The organism is Pseudomonas sp. ME-P-057 (genome assembly GCF_030208975.1).
GTDB classification, from domain to species: Bacteria; Pseudomonadota; Gammaproteobacteria; order Pseudomonadales; family Pseudomonadaceae; genus Aquipseudomonas; species Aquipseudomonas lutea.
In genome coordinates, this window is sequence record NZ_JARVSX010000011.1 from 235,303 (window position 1) to 256,068 (window position 20,766).

The 20,766-nt window shown below is 63.0% G+C and carries 20 protein-coding genes; 11 read left to right on the forward strand and 9 right to left on the reverse strand.

The window, feature by feature from the left end; translation table 11 throughout:
- Nucleotides 1–53: 53 nt before the first annotated feature.
- The 4 genes from QRN48_RS05375 to QRN48_RS05390 form a co-directional block, all read right to left on the reverse strand.
- Nucleotides 54–992, reverse strand: coding sequence for a hydroxymethylglutaryl-CoA lyase (locus QRN48_RS05375; RefSeq protein ID WP_285349287.1), 939 nt, complete (start codon nucleotides 990–992; stop codon nucleotides 54–56).
- Nucleotides 989–2,182, reverse strand: a complete 1,194-nt coding sequence (locus QRN48_RS05380; RefSeq protein WP_285349288.1) for a CaiB/BaiF CoA transferase family protein — start codon at nucleotides 2,180–2,182, stop codon at nucleotides 989–991. Before QRN48_RS05380 ends, QRN48_RS05375 begins: the two co-directional genes overlap by 4 nt.
- 104 nt (nucleotides 2,183–2,286) lie before the next feature.
- Entirely contained in the window at nucleotides 2,287–3,198 is a 912-nt protein-coding gene (locus QRN48_RS05385; protein ID WP_285349290.1) for a LysR family transcriptional regulator, read from the reverse strand.
- A 49-nt stretch (nucleotides 3,199–3,247) separates the two neighbouring features.
- Nucleotides 3,248–3,997, reverse strand: coding sequence for an SDR family oxidoreductase (locus QRN48_RS05390; RefSeq protein ID WP_285349292.1), 750 nt, complete (start codon nucleotides 3,995–3,997; stop codon nucleotides 3,248–3,250).
- Nucleotides 3,998–4,216: 219 nt separating this feature from the next.
- Here QRN48_RS05390 and QRN48_RS05395 point away from each other — a divergent pair, with 219 nt between their 5' ends.
- Complete coding sequence (locus QRN48_RS05395; RefSeq protein WP_285349293.1) at nucleotides 4,217–5,236, forward strand: alpha/beta hydrolase; 1,020 nt, start codon at nucleotides 4,217–4,219, stop codon at nucleotides 5,234–5,236.
- Nucleotides 5,237–5,363: 127 nt separating this feature from the next.
- On the opposite strand, the gene QRN48_RS05400 is transcribed toward QRN48_RS05395, so the two are convergent.
- On the reverse strand, nucleotides 5,364–6,290 hold the full coding sequence (locus QRN48_RS05400) for a LysR family transcriptional regulator (RefSeq protein ID WP_285349295.1): 927 nt from the start codon (nucleotides 6,288–6,290) through the stop codon (nucleotides 5,364–5,366).
- 240 nt (nucleotides 6,291–6,530) lie between these two features.
- On the opposite strand from QRN48_RS05400, the gene QRN48_RS05405 reads away from it, so the two are divergent.
- A complete protein-coding gene (locus tag QRN48_RS05405) occupies nucleotides 6,531–7,493 on the forward strand; it encodes a LysR family transcriptional regulator (protein WP_285349297.1) in 963 nt (320 codons plus the stop codon).
- A gap of 8 nt (nucleotides 7,494–7,501) precedes the next feature.
- Here the strand turns inward: QRN48_RS05405 and QRN48_RS05410 are convergent, their stop codons facing one another.
- Nucleotides 7,502–7,852: a hypothetical protein gene (locus QRN48_RS05410; RefSeq protein WP_285349299.1), complete on the reverse strand. Its 351-nt coding sequence runs from the start codon at nucleotides 7,850–7,852 to the stop codon at nucleotides 7,502–7,504.
- A gap of 237 nt (nucleotides 7,853–8,089) precedes the next feature.
- Here QRN48_RS05410 and QRN48_RS05415 point away from each other — a divergent pair, with 237 nt between their 5' ends.
- Both QRN48_RS05415 and QRN48_RS05420 read left to right on the forward strand, forming a co-directional pair.
- A complete protein-coding gene (locus QRN48_RS05415) occupies nucleotides 8,090–8,557 on the forward strand; it encodes a DUF305 domain-containing protein (protein WP_285349300.1) in 468 nt (155 codons plus the stop codon).
- An 81-nt stretch (nucleotides 8,558–8,638) separates the two neighbouring features.
- Nucleotides 8,639–10,096: a YncE family protein gene (locus QRN48_RS05420; protein WP_285349302.1), complete on the forward strand. Its 1,458-nt coding sequence runs from the start codon at nucleotides 8,639–8,641 to the stop codon at nucleotides 10,094–10,096.
- A gap of 37 nt (nucleotides 10,097–10,133) precedes the next feature.
- Here the strand turns inward: QRN48_RS05420 and QRN48_RS05425 are convergent, their stop codons facing one another.
- A complete protein-coding gene (locus QRN48_RS05425) occupies nucleotides 10,134–11,135 on the reverse strand; it encodes an oxidoreductase (protein WP_285349303.1) in 1,002 nt (333 codons plus the stop codon).
- A gap of 86 nt (nucleotides 11,136–11,221) precedes the next feature.
- Between QRN48_RS05425 and QRN48_RS05430 the strand changes: the two genes are divergently transcribed.
- Nucleotides 11,222–12,160 (forward strand): AraC family transcriptional regulator, encoded by a 939-nt coding sequence (locus QRN48_RS05430; protein WP_285349304.1) that lies wholly within the window; start codon nucleotides 11,222–11,224, stop codon nucleotides 12,158–12,160.
- On the opposite strand, the gene QRN48_RS05435 is transcribed toward QRN48_RS05430, so the two are convergent.
- Nucleotides 12,127–12,693, reverse strand: a complete 567-nt coding sequence (locus tag QRN48_RS05435) for a TetR/AcrR family transcriptional regulator (RefSeq protein ID WP_037012800.1) — start codon at nucleotides 12,691–12,693, stop codon at nucleotides 12,127–12,129. The two genes, QRN48_RS05430 and QRN48_RS05435, sit on opposite strands and share 34 nt — an antisense overlap.
- 141 nt (nucleotides 12,694–12,834) lie before the next feature.
- On the opposite strand from QRN48_RS05435, the gene QRN48_RS05440 reads away from it, so the two are divergent.
- The 3 genes from QRN48_RS05440 (at nucleotide 12,835) to QRN48_RS05450 (ending at nucleotide 15,842) form a co-directional block, all read left to right on the forward strand.
- Complete coding sequence (locus tag QRN48_RS05440) at nucleotides 12,835–13,536, forward strand: glutathione S-transferase (RefSeq protein ID WP_191943776.1); 702 nt, start codon at nucleotides 12,835–12,837, stop codon at nucleotides 13,534–13,536.
- Nucleotides 13,537–13,700: 164 nt separating this feature from the next.
- On the forward strand, nucleotides 13,701–15,332 hold the full coding sequence (locus QRN48_RS05445; RefSeq protein WP_037009621.1) for a methyl-accepting chemotaxis protein: 1,632 nt from the start codon (nucleotides 13,701–13,703) through the stop codon (nucleotides 15,330–15,332).
- 60 nt (nucleotides 15,333–15,392) lie between these two features.
- Nucleotides 15,393–15,842, forward strand: coding sequence for a thiol-disulfide oxidoreductase DCC family protein (locus tag QRN48_RS05450; protein ID WP_037009620.1), 450 nt, complete (start codon nucleotides 15,393–15,395; stop codon nucleotides 15,840–15,842).
- Nucleotides 15,843–15,875: 33 nt separating this feature from the next.
- Here QRN48_RS05450 and QRN48_RS05455 read toward each other — a convergent pair whose 3' ends face one another.
- Nucleotides 15,876–16,634: a methyltransferase domain-containing protein gene (locus QRN48_RS05455; protein ID WP_191943774.1), complete on the reverse strand. Its 759-nt coding sequence runs from the start codon at nucleotides 16,632–16,634 to the stop codon at nucleotides 15,876–15,878.
- A 454-nt stretch (nucleotides 16,635–17,088) separates the two neighbouring features.
- On the opposite strand from QRN48_RS05455, the gene QRN48_RS05460 reads away from it, so the two are divergent.
- The 3 genes from QRN48_RS05460 (at nucleotide 17,089) to QRN48_RS05470 (ending at nucleotide 20,672) form a co-directional block, all read left to right on the forward strand.
- On the forward strand, nucleotides 17,089–18,003 hold the full coding sequence (locus QRN48_RS05460) for an SGNH/GDSL hydrolase family protein (protein WP_285349308.1): 915 nt from the start codon (nucleotides 17,089–17,091) through the stop codon (nucleotides 18,001–18,003).
- A gap of 382 nt (nucleotides 18,004–18,385) precedes the next feature.
- The gene (locus tag QRN48_RS05465; RefSeq protein WP_285349310.1) at nucleotides 18,386–19,762 is read left to right on the forward strand and encodes an MFS transporter; all 1,377 of its coding nucleotides are present in this window, start codon (nucleotides 18,386–18,388) and stop codon (nucleotides 19,760–19,762) included.
- Complete coding sequence (locus QRN48_RS05470; RefSeq protein WP_191943771.1) at nucleotides 19,743–20,672, forward strand: 2-hydroxyacid dehydrogenase; 930 nt, start codon at nucleotides 19,743–19,745, stop codon at nucleotides 20,670–20,672. Before QRN48_RS05465 ends, QRN48_RS05470 begins: the two co-directional genes overlap by 20 nt.
- The last annotated feature ends 94 nt before the right edge of the window (nucleotides 20,673–20,766 follow it).

Here is a 20,766-nt window from a genome sequence, read left to right on the forward strand (position 1 = left end):
AGCCGGCCGCGCCTCGTCTGCCATCCAGGGGGCGCGGTCGCGGCGGCACAGGTCTAGCGCGGCAGGTTTTCCGGCGCCGGGTGCAGGTCACAATTGCGCCCGGCCTTGGCCACCTGGCCCGGCATCTCGTGACCCAACAGCGCAGGCAGGCCGCGCGACAGATTGAGCAACAGCGGCAGATCGATGCCGGTCTCGATGCCCATCTCGTCGCACAGGTTCACCAGATCCTCGGTGCAGATATTGCCCGATGCTCCCGGCGCGAACGGGCATCCTCCCAGCCCGCCAAGGGACGCATCGAAGCGTCGCGCGCCGGCCTCATACGCCGCCAGCACGTTGCTCAGCCCCAACCCGCGCGTGTTGTGAAAATGCAGCGTCAGCGCCGACGCCGGTACCCGACTCAGCACGCGCTGCACCAAGGCAAAGACCTGACGCGGGTTGGCCATGCCGGTGGTGTCGGCCAGCGTCACGCCATGCATGCCCAGCGCCAGATAAGCGTCGACGATCTGCAACACGCGGTCTTCATCAATGCGGCCCTCGAAGGGGCAACCGAACGTAGTCGCAATGGAACCGTTCAGGCTTAGCGACGTGCCAGAAGCCAGCGCCGCCACATCGGCGAACGCGGCCAGCGATTGCTCGCAGCGCATGCGCATGTTCGCCAGGTTGTGCGTCTGGCTGGCAGACATCACCAGGTTCAGCTCATCGGCGCCCGCCTCTATCGCCCGCTGCGCGCCCCGCAGATTGGGGATCAGCGCGACGTAAGTCACGCCAGGCTGGCGTGCAATGCCGCGGAACACCTCATCGCCGTCACGCAGTGCCGGGATGGCCTTGGGCGAAACAAAAGAACCGGCTTCGATACGGCTGAAGCCGGCCAGAGAAAGCCGATTGATCAGGGCAATCTTGTCGGCGGTTTCCACCCAGGTCGGCTCGATCTGCAAGCCGTCGCGCGGCGAGACTTCCTGCACGATCAGGCGCTGGGAAAAGTCGGTGATCATTGCACCACCCCGCTGGCTTTGAGCTGGGCAATGTCGGCTGCCGTCATGCCCAGTTCGCCGAGCACGCTGTCCGTGTGTTGGCCCAGTGCCGGGCCCTGCCAGTTGACCGAACCGGGCGTGTCGGAGAGTTTCGGGACGATGCCCGGCATCTTCACCGAGGCCCCGCCCGGCAGCTCCGCGTCGAGAATCATCCCGCGCGCCTGATAGTGCGGATCGGCCACGATGTCCACGACGTTATAGATGCGCCCCGCCGGCACCTCTGCCTGCTCCAGTGCCTTGAGCACCTCATCGATGGGCCGCGCCGAGGACCAGGCGCTGATCGCCGCATCGAGCAGGTCGCTCTGCGCAGCGCGGCCATCGTTGTGGGCGAACGCCGGGTTCTCGCCCAGATCGTCGCGGCCGATGGCCTGCATCAGGCGCTTGAAGATCGGATCGCTGTTGCCGGCAATCACCACGTACGCGCCGTCGGCCGTCGGGTAGGTGTTGGAAGGCGCAATCCCCGGCAACGCGCCGCCGCTGCGCTCGCGCACATGGCCGAGCATGTCGTACTCCGGCACCAGGCTTTCCATGACATTGAACACGCTCTCGGCCAGCGAGACATCGACGACCTGGCCGTCGCCCTGGCCGGTCTTGACCCGCAGCAGCGACATCAACGCGCCCATCACCGCGTGCATCGAGGCCAGCGAATCGCCGAGGCTGACGCCCACCCGCGCAGGCGGCGAGCCCGGCGTGCCGGTGGTGTAGCGAATCCCGCCCATGGCCTCGCCAATGGCACCGAAGCCGGGACGGTCGCGATAAGGGCCGGACTGGCCGTAGCCGGAGATGCGCACCAGCGTCAGTTTGGGGTTGAGCGCATGCAGCACATCCCAGCCCAGGCCGAGCTTTTCCAGCGCGCCGGGCCGCAGGTTTTCGATCAGCACGTCCGCGCTTTCAGCGAGGCGCTTGACGATGTCGATGCCTTCGGCGGATTTGAGGTTCAGCGACAGGGATTTCTTGTTGCGTGACTGCAGGTACCACCACAGCGAAGTGCCTTCGTGCAGCTTTCGCCATTTGCGAAGCGGGTCGCCCTGCCCCAGCGATTCGATCTTGATCACTTCGGCGCCGAACTCGCCCATCAGGCGGGCCGCAAAGGGTGCAGCAATCAGCGTGCCGATTTCGATGACGCGGACGCCTTGAAGGGGGCCAGTCATGGGGTTACCTCGAGTCTTTCTTGGAATTTGTAACCCAGACTAGAGGCGCATTTCGAGCAAATCCAACCGTCAGTTGGCAACAGCCGTTCGCGAAACGCGAAGGCTCAGTCGTCGTGGCGCTGCAGGTGCTCGAACAGTAACTGGCTCACCGGCGACAGCGCGCCCGTGTCGCGCACCACCAGAATCAGCGTGCGTCGCGCCCACGCATCGCTCAAGCCCACGGCCTTGAGGCCCAGAGACGGGCCGAGCAGATCGAACGCCTTGCGCGGCAGCACGCCGATGCCCATGTCCGCCTGGACCATCCGACACATCGCATCGAAGCCCGGGACATGGATGCGCACCCGCAGCGGCCGACCATGGGAACGCGCAGCGTTCTGGGTGCGCATGTTGATCGAGCTGGCGGCGTGCAGGCCGATGTAATCGCTGCCGAGGGTGTCTTCGAACGCGACCTGCGTCCTGCCGGCCAGCGGATGATCGGGGCGCATCACCACCACCAGTTCGTCGCGGCGGTAAGGAGCGCTGAGCAGGCCCTGCACGTCGGTGTCTTCGGAACAGATGCCGATGTCGGCAACGCCGTCGACCAATCCCTGCACCACGCCGTTGCTTGGCCGCTCTTCGAGGTCCACCTTGACCAGCGCATGGCTGGCGACAAAATCGTGAAGGTCCTCGGGCAAAAACTGAATGATCGCCGACAGGTTCGCCAGCATGCGCACGTAGCCGCGCATGCCCTGCAGGTGCTCGTCGAGTTCCAGGCCCATTTTTTCCAGATCGGAAAGCATGCGCCGGGCATGGTGCAACAACGTCTCCCCCGCCGCGGTCAGCCGCATGCCTTTGGCATTGCGCACGAACAAGCCGATGCCGAGCACTTCCTCCAGCTCCATCAGGCGCTTGCTCGCCGCCGACACCGCAATGGCTTCCCGGCTGGCCGCGCGGGTCAGCGTGCCTTCCTCGTACACTGCAACGAACAGCTTCAGGGTGATCAGATCAAGACGACGGAGGAGATTTTTCTGCAGCATGGAGAATGCCCGGCCATGGGGAGGGCCGAAGCATACACCGGGCAGGCGATCACACCAGCCGCGCGCCACCATCGATGTTCAGCACGGCGCCGTTCATGAACGTATTGGCCATCAGGAACACCACCGCATCGCCTGCCTGCTCGGCCGAGCCCAGACGGTGCAGCGGCAGAGTCTGTTCAAGGGAGGCGATAAAGGCGTCACGCCTCTCTCCCATGGCCTTGGCCAGAATCGGCGTGTTGATCGGGCCGGGCGACAGCGTATTGACCCTCACCGGGGCCAGCTCCAACGCCAGACCGCGCGCCAGGGCTTCCATCGCTGCCGAGGCCGATGCCAAAACGGCCGTGCCATAGGCGTTGGGCCGATCGGCCAGGCTGCCGGAAATCAGCGTCACCGAACCGTTTTTCGACAGCTTGTCGCCCAGCGCGCGGAGGGCATGCACGGCGGCCCAGACACGTTCTTCAAAGGCGCGACGCAGGTGGTCGACGTCGGTGTCCATGATGCGCCCTGCCACAAAGCTCCCGGCCAGCAACACCAGATGGTCCACGCGCTCAATGTCAGCGAGCGCTGCATCGATCTGTTCGCGCCGGGTGACGTCCGCTGCCCGCCATCCTGCCAGCCCATTCGCGTGCGCCGCCTGCCGGGCGCGTTCGGCATCGGAGCCGATGACGATGACTGACGCGCCCGCTGCCGTGGCCTGAACCGCAGCGGCCAGGCCGATCCCGGAGGTGCCGCCGAAGATGACGACGTTCTGGCCCTGAAGACCGGAGGCTGGCGAGGGTGCAACGGCATTGGGGTTCATAAGGGAGTCCTGAGGTGGCCAAACGGGGGTCGATGCAGCAAGGCTAACGCTGCGAGCCCATCGTGATAATCAGGTTCGGGCTCACTTCACTTATGCCGCAGTGGCAAGAATACCCAGGCACTTGCGCTCGTTTAGCGCAGGTGCTGCGCAGCGCGGTGGGTGTCGCCGTTCCAGCCAGTAGACGACCATCCGTTCAACACTCCCCCTGAGCAGACCTCCATGAAGTCTTTACATAAAGCGATCGGCGCTGGCGCACTCGCGTTGACGCTCAATACAGCAACCGCAGGAGAAATCGACGTGCCAGAACATCAGACCCAGGCGTTTCTCAAGGCGTTGGCCGCAGGCGGCGGCCCACCGTTGGAGCAACTGAGCCCCAAGGATGCCCGCGCGGTCCTGACCGGTGCGCAGAACTCGGTGGAGGTGGACATGAGTGGCGTCGAAGTCAGCCACAAGACCATCACGGCCGGGGACCAACCCATCAAGCTGGTGATCGTCCGCCCCGCCCACGTCAAGGGCGTGTTGCCTGCGTTCATGTTTTTCCACGGCGGCGGCTGGGTGCTTGGGGACTACCCGACCCATGCCCGAATGATCCGTGACCTGGTCGTGGCGTCCGGCGCAGTGGCGGTCTACGTGGATTACACCCCCTCCCCCGAAGCGCGTTATCCGGTGGCGATCAATCAGGCTTATGCCGCGACGAAATGGGTGGCCGACCACGGCAAAGACATCAACGTGGATGGCTCGCGACTCGCCGTGGCGGGCAACAGCGTCGGCGGCAACATGGCGGCCGTGGTGTCGCTGATGGCCAAGCAGCACAAAACACCCGCGCTGCGCTTGCAGGTGCTGTTCTGGCCCGTCACCGATGCGACGTTCGAGACGCCGTCGTACCAGACTTTCGCGGAAGGGCATTTCCTGACCAAAAACATGATGATGTGGTTCTGGGACAACTACACACAGGACCCCGGACAGCGGGCTGAAATTCTCGCCTCACCGCTGCGGGCTTCGCTCGAAGAGTTGAAAGGTCTGCCGCCTGCGCTGATTCAAACTGCCGGTCTTGACGTGCTGCGCGATGAAGGCGAGGCGTACGCACGCAAGCTGGATGCTGCCGGCGTGGCCGTCACGGCGGTGCGATACAACGGCATGATCCATGACTACGGGCTGCTCAATCCGCTCAGTAAAGTGCCGGAGGTTCAGGCCGCGATGCGTCAGGCCGGCAACGAACTGGCGGCTCATCTGCGTTGACCGTTCGCGCCTCTGCGCTCAGTCGCAGGGGCAACCCGGCCCACGTCCAGATCCAATCGTGCCGAGCCATGAGTGCCGGGACGTGCAGGCTGCGCGGGTAATCGGCGTAATGCTGCGGGTCGGTACCTCATCGACGCACTGCGCCACCCGCCTCTTTCAAACGTGCCGCACAGCGTGACTTCAAGTAGACGTAGAGGCTTCGGATCGCGGGCGAAAACTGTTTGCGGTGAGGGCAGATAAAATGCAGCGGAAACGGCTCACCCTGCTGGTGGGGGAGCAATAATTCCAGATGGCCCGCCTGAATGTCGTGACAGATATCCAGCCAGGATTTGTACATCACCCCTTCCCCGGCAATGGCACAGCGCCTGATCACATCGGCATCGTCACTGATGACGGGCCCCGAGACGCTGATGTGCTCAAGGCTGCCGTCGGCAGCCGGGAACACCCAGCGGTCATATAACTTGCCATTGAGGTGATAACGCAGGCACTGGTGCTCTTTGAGGGCTTCCAGGTTGGCGGGCCGGCCCTGACTGTCCAGGTAGGAAGGCGCCGCAGCGACCACCCGGCAATTTTGCGGGGCCAGGGGCAGAGAAACAAAGTCAGCGTCGGGGATGGCGCCATAGCGGATCGCCACATCCACGGGTTCACGGTAGATGTCGGCGATGTGGTCTGAAAGCGACAGCCGAATGTGTACGCCAGGATTGTGCTGGCGGAACTCAATCAGCCAGGGCAGCAGAACATTGCGTCCGAAGTCGGACGAGCTGGCGATTTGCAGGGTGCCGCGCAAGTCGGTTTCGCTGTGCTGCAGGCATGCTTTGCCGGCATGCAGCGATTCAAGAACGGCGCGGGCGTGAGGCAGATAATTCTGCCCTTCCAAAGTTAAACGCAGGCTCCGTGTGGAGCGGGCAAACAGGCGAATATCCAGTTCGCGTTCAAGACGTTTTATGGCCGCACTGATCTGCGACGGCAGCAGATTCATTTCCCGGCCCACGGCTGAAAAGCTGTCCAGGGATGCCACCCTTACGAAGATCGCGAGATCATCAATCCGAATCATCCTTGCCCTCCATTTGCCGTGACAAACCCTAATGCTTCGTCCGGCCGGATATAACGGCAGCCGGTGGCATTTTAGTTTTTCCGGCAGGGCATCAATGGGGGTGATCGATCAGTTATGGCGTTTAAAATCAACGGGTTGGCACACGACCAGTGATGCTCAAAATGCACAGCGTGAAGGCCCGGCGCCGTCAAGGCCGGGCCGGCAGTTGTATAACCCGTTGGCTTTGACTCTAATGCCGGCATGAGAGAACAAATAGGTTTGGAGCGGCTGACGGGCCTTATCGCGTTTGCGCGCACGGCGTCGTTGGGCAGTTACACCGCGGCTGCACGGGCCCTTTCGGTGTCGCCATCGGCCGTGAGTAAAAGCGTGCAAAGGCTGGAAGAATACTTCGGATTGAAGTTGTTCAGCCGCACGACCCGTTCCCTCACGCTGACGCCTGAAGGCAGGGATCTTTACGAGCGCGCGCTGAGAGTCATCCGTGAGGTCGAGGACATCGAACAGGCGGCGGTCGCACGCCGGGCCGAACCGTCAGGCATCTTGAAGGTGACCGCTCCCTTGCCCATCGGCACCAACATCCTGGCCCCGGCCCTGCCCCGGTTCGCCGAACGCTATCCCAAACTGTCGATTGATCTGCGGCTGGGCGATCAGTTTGCCGACATCATCGAACAGGGCATCGACGTCGCCGTGCGCGTGGGCAATCTCGCTGACTCCCGCTTGATTTCCCGCGCCCTCGGACCACACCGAATAGGCGCTTTCGCCTCACCTGGCTATCTGGCCAAACACGGCATCCCCCGTCGAGTGGAAGACCTGAACGACCATCAATGCGTGAACTTCCGTTATCAGAGTTCAGGCCAGGCGCTGCGCTGGCCGTTCGCGGTGGGCGACCAATTGGTGGAGTTGATGCCCGATGCCTGCATGACCATCGACGCCAGCGATGCGGTGGCAGCGGTGCTCGCGGCGGGCGGCGGCATCGGGATTTCGCCCACGTACGTAGCAGCGCCTTTCGTCAAACGTGGCGAGCTGGTGCCGGTATTTCCTGACTTCATGGTTGATCGCTTCGCCATTACCGCCCTCTGGCCCGAAAGCCGCCGCGGCAGTCCCAACGTGAAAGCTTTCCTGGAGTTTCTGGTCGAGCTATTCCCGACACCTACCGTGTGGGACGCCATTGTCCAGGACCGCGGCAGCCACGACCCGGAATCCTGAACCGCCCGCTAACCCGCCAGTTGCGTGGCCCGGAAATCCAGCGCATTGACCAGACAATCCGTCGCTGCCTCGAGGAACCTGATCTCGGCCAATGCGGGTGTCAGTAGCAGGCTGAGCAAGGTTTGCAGCTCAGCTGACGGGTAATGGGCGGTTTTCGCTTCAGCGCTTTCCCATATCCCGGTGATCCGCCAGGGGTAACGGTGGTGCGGGCGAATTTCGAGCCGATAGGCCACGCACCCCGGCAAGGCGTTGAGCGACCTTAACGCGCTGTTCAAGGGCGCATCGAGCATGGGGGCACGATGGAAACGAATTTCCAGGCTGTTGAAAGCCGTTGAATCACAGTCGGACGGTCGCTGCATGGTCTCCTCCTTTTGCCTCGGCAGGGTTCGCCGCGACAGGCGAGCCGTTTGCCAGGGTGTGTGTGTGTGTGTTGAGCGGTATTGCACCTGCATCATCCACCCTGGCGGCGCCCACCATAACGGCGTGCCCGTGCGTAGCGCTTGCGCTGCAGAAGAGAGAATCGAAAACGCTCGGGGAATAAATCCGCATCGAGCGTCGTCCCCCTTGTGAACGCTTGCAACCAGGAGGAAACGCACATGTTGAAATTCCATCGCCGCCTGATCATCGGCGGGCTGGTCCTGCACCTTGCAGGGCTGTCTGTCGCCCAGGCGCACGAAGGCCATATGCACGGCGATGCCGGCGATCCGGTAGCCACCGAGGCGCCGTTCATCAGCGAGAACAACGCTGCGATGGACAAGATGATGGCCGGGATGGACGTCAAGCCTAGCGGCGACGTCGATCGCGACTTCGTCGCCATGATGACCGCGCATCACCAAGGCGCCATCGACATGGCGTTGAGCATCCTCAAGTACGGCCACAACGAACAGCTCAAGCGCATCGCGCAGGAAATCATCGTTGACCAGCAGCAGGAAATCGCTGCCATGGCCCTGGCCGTCGGACAACCGCTGCCCCCTTCTGTCGCCGCGCCCACCCAGGGGCCTGCCCAATCGCCTGCGCAACCGCCCGCACAATCGACGACCCGGCCATCTGTCACCCAGCCTTGATTGCCTACCCCTTGATTGCCAACCCCTTAATTGCCAACCCCTGATCGCTGACCCGACGCCACCCCCGGAAGGAACGAACCGATGAATGTCCCTCGCTTGCCATTCGCACTGCTGACCAGCGCCCTGTTGACCGCCTCGATGTCGACTTTCGCCGGGCAAATCCCCGGCAAGGCCTCGGCCAGGGACATTCCGGTGTCCCATACCGACCGGGTGTACGCCGCCGAGCAGTTTTCCAACACGGTCTCGGTGACCGACCCGGTCGACAACAAGCTGCTTGGCGTCATCAGCCTTGGTGACCCGCAGCCCGGCAACCTGAGCCCGCTGTACAAGGGTGAGGTGCTGGTCCACGGGCTGGGCTTTTCGCCGGACCACAAAACCCTGGCGGCGGTGTCGATCGGCACCAACTCGGTGTCGTTCATCGACACCGAAACCAACACCGTTAAGCACAAGACGTACGTGGGGCGTGCGCCTCACGAGGCGTTTTTCACGCCCAACGGCAAAGAGGTCTGGGTGACCGTGCGCGGTGAGGATTACGTGTCGGTAATCGACGCGAAAACCTACGTGGAAAAAACCCGCATCAAGACACCGGCCGGTCCCGGCATGCAGATCTTCTCGCCGGACGGTAAATACGGTTACGTGTGTTCGTCGTTCAACCCGGAAACCGTGGTGGTGTCCGTCGCCGATCACAAAATCGTCGGCCATGTGCAACAGGCCAGCCCGTTCTGCCCCAACATCGCGGCGTCGGCGGACGGCAAGCAGGTCTGGTTCACCCTCAAGGACGTGGGCAAAGCTCAGGTCTTTGAAGCGACGCCGCCGTTCAAGCTGCTCAAGACCCTGGACATCGGCCCGATTGCCAACCACGTCAACCTGGTCAACAACGCCAACGGCTCGTTCGCTTACATCACCGTGGGCGGGCTCAATGAGGTGCAGGTCTACCGCACCGACACCTTTGAGAAGGTGGCTACGATCGCCGTCGGCAACCTCCCCCATGGCGTATGGCCTTCGGGCGACGGCACCCGGATTTACGTCGGCCTGGAAAACGCCGATGCGTTCGCGGTGATCGACACGCTGAGCAACAAGGTCATTGCCACCATCCCGATCGGCCAGGCACCGCAGGCGATTGCCTACGTGCCTAACGCGGTCGAAAAAGGCCCCGGCACCGATAACCTCAAACCGCTGGGTGTGGCCGGTCAGGCGGTGCACTTGACGCTAAACGCGGTAGGCAAGACCGCCGACCAGGCGCCGACCAGTGTCAGCCTGTTCAATCAGGGCCTGACCCAAGTGCTGCAAGCCGCCGTCACCGGTCTCGACCCCAAGCAGCCCTACACCCTGGCGCTGGCCGACAAAGCCGATGGCAGCGGCACGTTGCAACCGTTGGCCGGCTTCATGACCAACCCGGCCGGTTCGGCGATTGTCAACGCCATCGGGCCGATCCGTCAGATCGTGCAAAGCGAAGCGGCCGAGCAGCGCCGCTACCTGGTGATCGTGTCCGGCAAGCCGGAACAAACGGGCGGTCTGGTGCAGGTTCAGGCGCAGTAATCGGCCCGGTGGACTTGCATGAGCCGGCGGCAGGCCGTTAAGCCGTAACGGTCAGGCCGGTCCACTGCTCGGACAGCGTCCACAGGCGTTCGGCAAGTTGTGGGTCAACAGCCCGGCTTGCCACGCCGGCCCGACCTGTACGCGGGTCGTTGGGGCCGGCGATGTTGCAGTCCTCGCAATACACGCCGCCTTTGCCATCCAGTGCTCGGCTGGTTGCACACCACAGAACCGTGGCCGCGCCCTGCTCTGGGGTTTTCAGGCCGGCCGCCGGGTCCAGCCGTTGATTGCCCTGCTCGTCCAGCACGCCGAACGCAGCGATCTCATCGGGGCTGAGGTGTCGGCTGAGGTCCGTCAGAATCTGTCCCGGATGCAACGAAAACCCGCGCACGCCATGCTTGCGGCCGCGGCCGTCGAGGGCGAGGGCAAATAACGCATTGGCGGTTTTCGATTGCCCATAGGCCACCCACTTGTCATAGGGGCGACGCTGAAAATCGATGTCCTCGAAGTCGATTCCGGCGATCTGATGGCCTCGCGACGACACCGAGATCACCCGCGCGTTGCCTGCGGCCACCAGCGCCGGCCAGATTCCGCAGGTGAGGCGATAGTGACCCAGGTGATTGGTCGCAAACTGGCCTTCGTGCCCGTCGATGTCGCGCATCAACGGCGAAGCCATGACCCCGGCGCAGTTGATCAACAGCGCGACCGCCTGCCCGTCCTCGACGACGCTGCGGCTGAACGCCTCCACCGAAGCGGGGTCGATCAAATCCATTTCACGCACCTCAACGTGTCCCGGACCGGGAATCCCTGCCAGAGCGGTACGGGCGCGACCCGCGTCTCTGGCGGCCACAATGACGCGAGCGCCTGCAGCGGCCATGTGTCGAGTGGTGATCAGGCCAAGGCCGGAATGGCCACCCGTGACAATGACCAAGTGGCCAGTCAGGTCAATGCCCGCCATCACCTCGGCGGCGCTGCTGGCGGCGTTGAAGGACGTAGCGATGGGGTATTGAGCGGTGGTCGTGCAGGTCGTGGTACTGGTCATGGTGAAGTTCTCGGCTGAGTTTCGCGAGAGCGGATTGTTGGCTAAGCTCACCAGACGAACCAGCCAGATAAGTCCGAATTTCTGTCGTGATTATCCAGAACCCTCCTTCCGACCCGCTTTCAGACGTTCTCGCCCTCGCCGGACTGCGCGCGGCCTGCTCCGTGCGCCTGCGCGCCGGTGGGGAATGGGCGCTGCGATTCCGCCCTATCGAACTGAAGTTCAACGTCGTGCGTCGGGGTGAATGCTGGCTGCGAACCGAGAACACGCCCGCCCGCCTGATGCGCACCGGTGACTGCTTCGTGGTCTCCCGCACGCCCTTCATCCTGGCGAGCGGCCCGGACATCGCGGCGATGGACGCTGCGGCGGTGTTCTCGACGGCCAATGAGTCGGCGCGCTTCGGCGTCGGCGATGAGGTGGAGTTGCTGGGCGGCAGCGTCTCACTGGTCAGCCCCGGCGCCGTGGAGTTGCTCGACCTGCTGCCACCGGCATTGATCATCCGGGCCGAAAGTGGCGCCGCCAGCTCGTTCGGCTGGCTGCTGGACGAGCTGGACCGGGAATGGCAATCGGGCCTGATGGCCGGTCAGGCGATGTGCAACGACCTGCTGCGGCTGATATTCATACATGCCCTCAGGCACCACATCACGACGGCCGATGCGGCTGATCTGAAATGGCTCGGCGGGTTGCGTCATCCATCCATCGCACCAGTGCTGCGCGCCATTCACGGCGCGCCGGAGAAGAGCTGGAGCCTGGCTGAGCTGGCAAGCCTGGCGTGCCTGTCCCGATCCGGTTTTGCAGCGTTATTCAAAAGCGTGGTCGGTCAGGCGCCGGTGGAATACGCGACGCGCTGGCGGATGCAGGTCGCCGCGGCGCGTCTGCTCAACGGCGTGGACAGCGTGGCGACGGTTGCCGCAGCGTTGGGTTACTTATCCGACGCCGCGTTTGGCGCCGCCTTCCGCCGCGTTCATGGGCAATCGCCCGGACGCTATCGCCGTCAAACCGCCGGTATCAGCCCCGATTCACGATAGTCCTGAATCAGCGCGTCAAACAGGCTGATGTCGGACCGCGTACGGGCGATCAACTGCGCACCTGCGATGGCGGTGTAGATCGACAGCGCCCGACGCTCGCAGCGTTCGGCATCGCCGAGTCCGGCGGCCATCAGCACATCAGCGAGCCAGCGCACATTGACGTCAGCGAAGGCTTTGACCTCGCGGCGAATCTCGTCCGGCAGGTCTTCATGCTCGGCGGCCATGAAGCTGGACAGGCACAACCGGTTACCGTTTTCCAGCGAACTGCGAAATATCGACGGGTAGCGTTCAAGGCAGCGAAGCGGGTCGGGGTCGGCCTCGCGCATGTCCTCCAGCACCCGGGCGGTGTCCTGCCAGTAACGCGCGGCAACGGCAGCGCCCAGATCGGCCTTGCTCGGGAAGTGGTAGTAAATACTGGCATTCTTGATGCCCACCGTTTCACCGATACTTCGGAAATTGATGCCGCTGTATCCGTGCAACTGCGCTGCGGTCTTGGCGGCGGCAAGGATGGCTTCGCGCGCGTTCACGCTCACGGTGTATTCCTCTTTTGATGGCTGAATGCCGGGCATCGTACACCAAGCATCTATTACCTGCCAATTGACAGGTAGGGCTTGACAACGCCCATTGAGAAGATGATTATCAGCTCACCTACCAACTGACAGGCAGACAAGCTAATGACCACTTCCACTTCCCAATCCGACGTCGCGCAGATCCCGATGATGACCATTTACGACTGGTTCAACGGTCCCTACCCCGCTCGTGTCCGCATCGCCCTGGCGGAGAAAAATTTGCTGGAGCGCATCGAGTTCGTGCCGGTGAATCTCTGGAAGGGAGAGCACAAGAAGCCGGAGTTCCTTGCGATCAATTATTCCGGGACGCTGCCCGTGCTGGCGCTGGCCGACGGCACGTTGATTGCCGAATGCACGGCGATCACCCAGTACCTCGACTCCCTGGTCGGCAGCCCGGACCTGACCGGCGCGACGCCGTTGGAAAAAGGCCGTATTCACATGATGACCAAACGCGCGGAAATCGAATTTCTCGATGCGGTCAGCGTGTACTTCCACCACGACACGCCGGGCCTGGGCCCTGAGGTCGAGCTGTACCAGAACGCGGAATGGGGCAGCCGTATGCGCGACAAGGCGGTGCGCGGCATGCACTACTTCGACAGCGTCCTCAAGACCCAACCGTTCGTGGCCGGGGATGCGTTTTCCATGGCCGACATCGCGGTGTTCGGCGGCATGATCTTCGCCTCGCTGGTCGAGCTCGCCGTGCCAGCGGAGTGCACCGCACTGCTGGAGTGGCATGCGCGGATGAATGAACGCGCCAGCGTCCAGACCTGGCGTGCCATGGTGGCAGCCGGCGCGCCACAGCTTTAAAAAGCGCCGCGGTTGCCGCCCTTGTCTGGACGGCAACCGCAGCTGACGCACGCTGGCGGTGCCCCAAACACTGCAATAGCGCCAAAAAGAGGACGGAGTGTCATCAAGCTGAACCGTTTCATGTCGATATCCCGGTGATTTCCTCACTTATGGACAGCCCCGACATGACCCTCAGACGCCTCAATATCGCCCCCCGCTCTTTGATCTGCTTTGGCTTTTTCGCCCTGCTGATCGCCGCCGTCGGACTGTTTTCGCTGCTGCAATCTTCGAAACTCAAGGACGCCCGGGACGCACTGCAGGACAACGTGCTGCCCACCCTTCTCACCATCGCTGACATCAAAGCCGATCTGCTGAACATCCGCCTGGGCAACTCCAGCCTGCGGGCGGCACAAAGCGCAGCCAGCACCGATGCCGCCCGCGCGCGCGTTACCCAAGGGCGCGCGCAGCTCGAAAAGGACGTTCAACAACTGCGGCCATTATTGATTTCCGAACGCGGCCTGAATGCCTACCAGCAGATGGAACGGGACATGCAGACCTATCTGGGCGTGCATGCGCGCTTCCTGGATGCCGTGGCGCAAAAGCGCGACGACGTTGTCGCTGCGCTGACCGAACCTGCCGGCGAGCAAACCCGCGCCGCCGACACCCTGGCCAAAGACATCGCTACCATTGCGCAGATGGCCAACGAAAAAATGCAGGCGTCGGATGTGGCCGCCGATGACAGCTACGTCCAGGCGCGCACCGTGATTATTGGCGCAATCGTACTGGCACTGGTTGCCACCTTTGCCCTGGCGGCGCTGTTCACCCGCAGCCTGGTCGCGCCGATTGCCAAAGCCCTCGCAGTGGCCCAGGACATCGCCGGCAACGACCTGAGCAAAACCATTGTGGTCGACGGCTCCGATGAGCCGGGGCGTCTGTTGCAAGCGCTGTCGGTCATGCAGCAGAACCTGCGCCGCACGCTCTCGGAGCTGGGCCACTCGTCCAATCAACTGGCCTCGACTTCGGAAGAAATGACGGCAGTGACCGAAGAATCACTGCGCGGGGTTCAGCGCCAGAACGACGAGATCAATCAGGCCGCCACTGCTATCAATCAGATGAGCGCGGCGGTGGAGGAAGTTGCGCACAATGCTTCTCTGGCTTCAACGGCTGCCCGCGACTCCAGCGACTCGGCCGAGCACGGCCGCCTGCGCGTCAACGAAACCATTTCGGCCATCAACGAGCTGCACCAATCGGTGGGCAGCACGGCAGTCGAGATCAACGGCCTGGCCGGCCAGGTGCAGAACATCAGTGGCGTGCTCGACGTCATTCGCGGCATCGCCGACCAGACCAACTTGCTGGCGCTCAACGCCGCCATCGAGGCCGCCCGCGCAGGTGAGGCAGGACGCGGGTTTGCCGTGGTCGCCGATGAAGTGCGCGCGCTGGCGCATCGCACGCAACAGTCCACCGCTGAAATCGAAAAAATGATTGCTTCGATCCAGGGCGGCACGCAAAAGGCGGTGAACGCCATGGGCCAGAGCAGCGAACGCGCACGGGTCAGCCTGGACGTGGCCGGCGCTGCCGGGCGCGCATTGGCAGACATTCAGGCGGCCATCGTGTTGATCAACGAACGCAACGTCAGCATCGCCACCGCCACCGAGGAGCAAGCCCAGGTCGCGCGCGAAGTTGACCGCAACCTGACCAGTATCCGTGACCTGTCCCTGCAGACGTCCGCGGGCGCCCATCAGACCTCGGCAGCCAGCAGTGAGTTGTCACAACTGGCAGTGGGCCTGAACGGCCTGGTGATGCAATTCAGAACTTAAACGGATGGCGGGCATCGCACCCTCAAGCGATCATTACGCGTACTCAAAGGGGGTGGTCATATGGAGACTGTGAAATCGCAGCCCGGCAGGTTGGCAGCAGGCCGCGCCGTCGTGTTGTTCGACGGCACCTGCAAGCTGTGCAACGGCTGGGCGACGTTCATCATCCAGCAGGACAAAGAACGTCGCCTGACGCTGTCGGCCGTGCAATCGCCCGAAGGTCAGGCGTTGCTGAAATGGGCGGGCCTGCCGCAGGACGCGTTCAATACCATCGTGCTGGTGGAGGACGACCGCTTCTACGTTCGCTCGGATGCCATGTTCAGGATCATCGCCCACCTGCCGGCACGCTGGCACTGGCTGCTGCTGGGGCGGGTCTTTCCAAAAGTGATCCGCGACTGGCTGTACGACAGGATCGCGCTGAACCGCTACAGGATTTTCGGTCGCTACGATGCGTGTCGATTGCCCCCGGCAGATCATGCCGAGCGCTTTCTGACCAGGGACGCGTTGAAATAGCGTACTCAAGTATCGGGGGCTGTGGAGCCCGCCTTACTCAGCGGGCTTGCGCGCCCAGGCACCGAACATGACGTCACCGATGTAGATCCCGGCCGACTGAGTGCGCTCTTCATCAAGCCGCTGCTGCAGGGTGTCGATGTCGACCTCTTCAGCCGTCGCCACGCCCAGCGTGATGATTCTCGGCAAACAGGCGCGCACGATGTAAGCCAGGGCATAGGGGTTGTCGGGGGTCTGCACGATGCATTCGGCGCGCACGTTTTCCACGGCGAGACCGGCCTTGCTCAGGATGCCGTGAAGGTGGAAGCCGATGTGCAGGTCGGCGCCTTCGCGGGCGATCATGTCGCGCAACCAGCCCTGGGCCTGGCGATGCAGAGCAAAACCGTCGAGGCTGGCCGGGACCATCGTGGTGTCATGCTCCTGGAACACCATGATGCCGCCGGGGCGTAGCAATCGGGCCAACGCCGTCGCAGCGGCCACGGTGTCGGGCTGATACATGAGCACGCGGCGGCCGACTATCGCGTCAAACGTCCCCAGCGACGCCGGCACATCGAGCAGCCCGCTCTGCACGAACATGGGCGCCGCCAGCTGCCCGTCGCCTACCCTACCGCGCGCCGTCGCAAGCGCCGCGCCATCGTGATCGATCCCGACGACCTCGCCCTGCGCACCGACCAGGCCGCTCAACAGAAACGCCACGTCCCCCACTCCGCAGCCCACGTCCAGCACTCGCATCCCTGGGCCAATGCCGGCATCAATCAGCAGGCGGGTGGTGAAATCGGGTTGGGCAGTCGTCATGGGCAGCGCTCCTTGAAAGTGCGCAGGAGTCTGCGCCAGAGGCGGGTTTGGGCGCAATGACGCCGCCTGCACTCGTTCCCTGCCCGCACTTCAGGCGGACCTGCCGGCAACTGATCGGTCATTGCGGCAGGGTTGGTTATGTACCTTTAGTCGAGAAAGCCTCTGTATGGCCAATCTATGTTCAGCGGCTGAAGTGTTGGCTCCGCGAGCAAGGTGGAGCGCCACCCCGGTCACCCCCACAGAGACGGTGTTCACTGCGTGGCAAGGAAGCCTGGACGCCGGCGTGGTTCACCGTGGTCTCTGGAACTGTCCCTGTCGGAAGTCGACTTTAATCCGCCACCTACCTGTCGCGAACAGGACAGATTGCGCGCACTCGAATAAACGCAGGTCGCTGCCGTCGCATGACCAAAGCATCGGCGGATGTAATCTGGAATGACACACTGGGAGACTTTCAATGACTCGACGCACTTGCCTGGCTGCTCTATTGGTACTGACTGCATCAACGGCGTTCGGCGGCCCGGTTTACGATCATCTTTATGCTTTCGGTGACAGCTACTCTGACAATGGTGCAGGTGAAAACTTCACCCGAACATTGGCCTCCCGGAAGGTCAAGGATGCGCTAGAGTTACTCGGCTCCTTATATTGGAGGGGACGCTGGAGCAACGGTCCCACTGCGGTAGAACATTTGGCCGAAGCCTTGGAAACACCCTTGACCGACTACGCAATTGGCGGCGCAAAAAGCGGTAACGGCAACTACTACTCCTGGATGGAACCTTCCCGCAACACTGGAGTTTTCGGTCAGATCGCTGATCATCTGAAAGCCGCCGAGGCACACAAAGCGGACCCGAATGCGCTCTATTTCATTTTCACCTCGGCCAATGACTTTTTTGAATGGGCGGACTTCTCGCGGACAGAGTCGATTGACGCGCTTGCCCAGACAAGCGTGGCGAACATACAGAAGGCCACCGCGTCGCTGATTGAAGCAGGCGCGAAGCACGTGATGGTGGTGGGAACTACGGATTTAAGTCATGTGCCGGCTGTAGTCCAGGGCAATCAAGCGACGAGTGCGAAGGCATACCAGGAAATACTCGAACAGAAACTGCCAGCGGCGCTGAAAACACTGGCTAACACCCGTCACGTCGCCATCAGCTACTTCGACCATCTGGCCTTTAGCAACACGCTCCGAGCCGCACCTGATGTTGCGGGGTTCAAGGAGCTCGATGCCCCGTGTCAAGTCACCTATCCGGACGCCGGGTCCGTGTGTGAAACCCCTGACACTCATTACTACTGGGATGAATGGCACCCGACTCGAAAAGTTCACAGCCTGGCCGCGGTGGCCATGCTCAAAACACTGGACGCCAGCCGTTGAATTTCGCTGTGAGATCAGCTCAGGTATGCGTGTTATTGATCCCCTGCCTGCCAACAGAGCCAGCACCCAAGGTCGCTCCCGAGCCCGTCGGGGCGAGCCTGCTCGCGAATGTTTCTTCTCAGTCTGCATAGGCAGTGGCCGAATTCCTCGAGCCGTTCATGAGCGCGCCCTCTTCCATTTGGGTGGTTGCAGGAGCCTGACACAGGCGGCTCTGAATAGATCGACGCGGCCACCGGTCAGGTCCGCTGCGCTGGCCAAAATCCCGAAGTATAGGGCCACCAACCATCCCTATATATGGGACGACGAATCACATATTGAGGTATCCGAGTATGTCGTCTAAGGTGGGGCTTCTTCGCATTCCATAAAAACAACAGGAAGTCCCATGCCCCAGCCATTTCTGGATTCGGGCCTGCACGCCAGCACGATGAAGCGGCTCAACCTCAAGTTGATTCCGTTTCTGATGCTGCTGTACATGGTCGCGTACATCGACAAGTCGAACATTTCCGTCGCTGCATTGCAGATGAATGCCGAGCTGGGCCTGACCGCTCGCATGTATGGCATCGGCGTGGGCCTGTTCTTTCTCACCTACATCCTGCTCGAAGTGCCCAGCAGCGTCATTCTCACGCGGGTCGGTGCGCGGCGCTGGATCGCGCGGATCATGATCACCTGGGGCATCGTTGCGGCAGGCATGGCGTTCGTGCAAAGCGCGAATCAGCTCTACGGCATGCGTCTATTGCTGGGCGCCGCCGAGGCGGGGTTCACGCCGGGAATCATCTATTACCTGTCGCAGTGGTACCCCAAGACCGACCGGGCCAAGGCCATGTCGTTCTTCTACATCGGGGCTGCGCTGGCGTCGGTGATCGGCCTGCCGCTGTCCGGGGCCTTTTTGCACCTGGACGGTTATTTCGGCGTGAGCGGCTGGCGCTGGCTGTTTTTGCTGGAGGGGCTGCCGGCCGTCATCCTCGGGATCGTCGTGCTGCGCTACTTGCCGGATTCGCCGCAAAGCACCCACTGGCTGCAGGCCGATCAGAAAGAGTGGCTGAGCCGCACTATCGCCGCCGAGCAGGCGAACTCGCCGATTTCCCATCATGCCGCGTGGCAGACCGCGTTTCGCAGCCGGCAGGTGTGGCTGCTGAGCCTGTTCTGGCTGCTGCAGGCATTCGGCACGATTGGCATCACACTGTTCCTGCCACTGATCGTCAAGTCGGTGTCCGGTCAGGAATCGTTTACCGTCAGCGTGCTGTCGGCGCTGCCCTTCCTGTTTGCCTGCGTGTTCATGTACGTCAACGGCACCCATTCGGACCGCAAGGGTGAGCGCGGCTGGCACCTGGCGTTGCCGTTGATGGCAGCCGGTATCTTGCTGGCGCTGGCGGTGATGACCAGCAACCCATGGCTGGCGTACGCCTTGCTGGTGGTGGCAGTGGGTCTGAACTGGGCGGCCACGCCGGTGTTCTGGGCCACCACCACCGAATACCTGTCAGGCGCCGCCGCTGCCGCCTCGATCGCGCTCATCAACTCCATCGCCAACATTGCAGGTCTCGGCCTGCCGCCAGTGATGGGCTGGATCAAGGACGCCACGCAAAGTTACGACTACGCCCTGCTGCTGGTGTCCGCTGCGCTGCTGGCCGGGGGTGTGCTGGGGCTGTTTCTTGCCCGCGCGCCGCGTCCGGCACCGCGAGGTACGGCCGCCACTGCCGCCATGGCAGATGCCACTACCACTCACACAACCCGAGGTCTGGATGAAGCCAAGGCTCCTTAAAATCGCCCGTTTACCGGCCATGCTCGACGAAGCGCTGCACGCGGCCTACGAGGTCGTGGAGGCCGATCAGGATGGCACCGGCGTCGGCCCCGCCACCGCCGATCTCCGCGCGATGGTCGCCAACGGCGAATCGACGGTCAGCCGTGAGCTGATCGAAAGCCTGCCGGCACTGGAAGTCATCGTGGTGTTTGGCGTGGGCTATGACGGGGTCGACGTGGACGCAGCGCGCCAGCGTGGCATCCGCATCACCCACACGCCGGATGTCTTGACCGAAGACGTGGCGGATTTCGCCATGGCGTTGATGCTGGGCATCGCGCGAAACCTGCGGGTGGCCGACCGCTTTACCCGCTCCGGCGCCTGGGCAGACGGCCCCATTGCGTTTAGCCGCAAAGTCAGCCGAGCGCGTCTGGGGATCATCGGGCTGGGCCGCATTGGCGCAGCCATTGCTCGCCGGGCGGAGGGCTTCGACATGGCGATTGCCTACACCGGCCGCCGCCCTCAGGACGTCGCGTTCACCTATTACGCCTCGGTCGTCGAACTTGCAGCGGCGGTGGACTTTCTGGTCGTGGCAGTCGGTGGCAGCGCCAGCACCCATCACCTGGTGGACGCTCGCGTACTCGAGGCGCTGGGCCCGCAGGGCTACCTGATCAACGTCGGGCGTGGCAGCGTGGTGGACGAACAGGCCCTCGCGCAGGCGCTGGCCGAGGGGCGTCTGGCGGGCGCTGCACTGGACGTCTACGAAAACGAGCCGCACCCCGCGCCGCCGTTGCTGGCGATGGACAATGTGCTGCTGACCCCGCACATGGCCAGCGCCACCTGGGACACCCGCCGCGCCATGTCGGACCTGGTCATGGCCAATCTCGATGCCTGGCGTACCGGCACCGACTTGCCTACGCCCGTGCCGCACTAGCGCAGCGTTGCGCGGGTGCGAGTGCGGGTGGGAATGATCCGCGCGCCGCGCAAGACGGGATTCATCGAGTGTTTGGCGGTATGGTGTGGCTTTT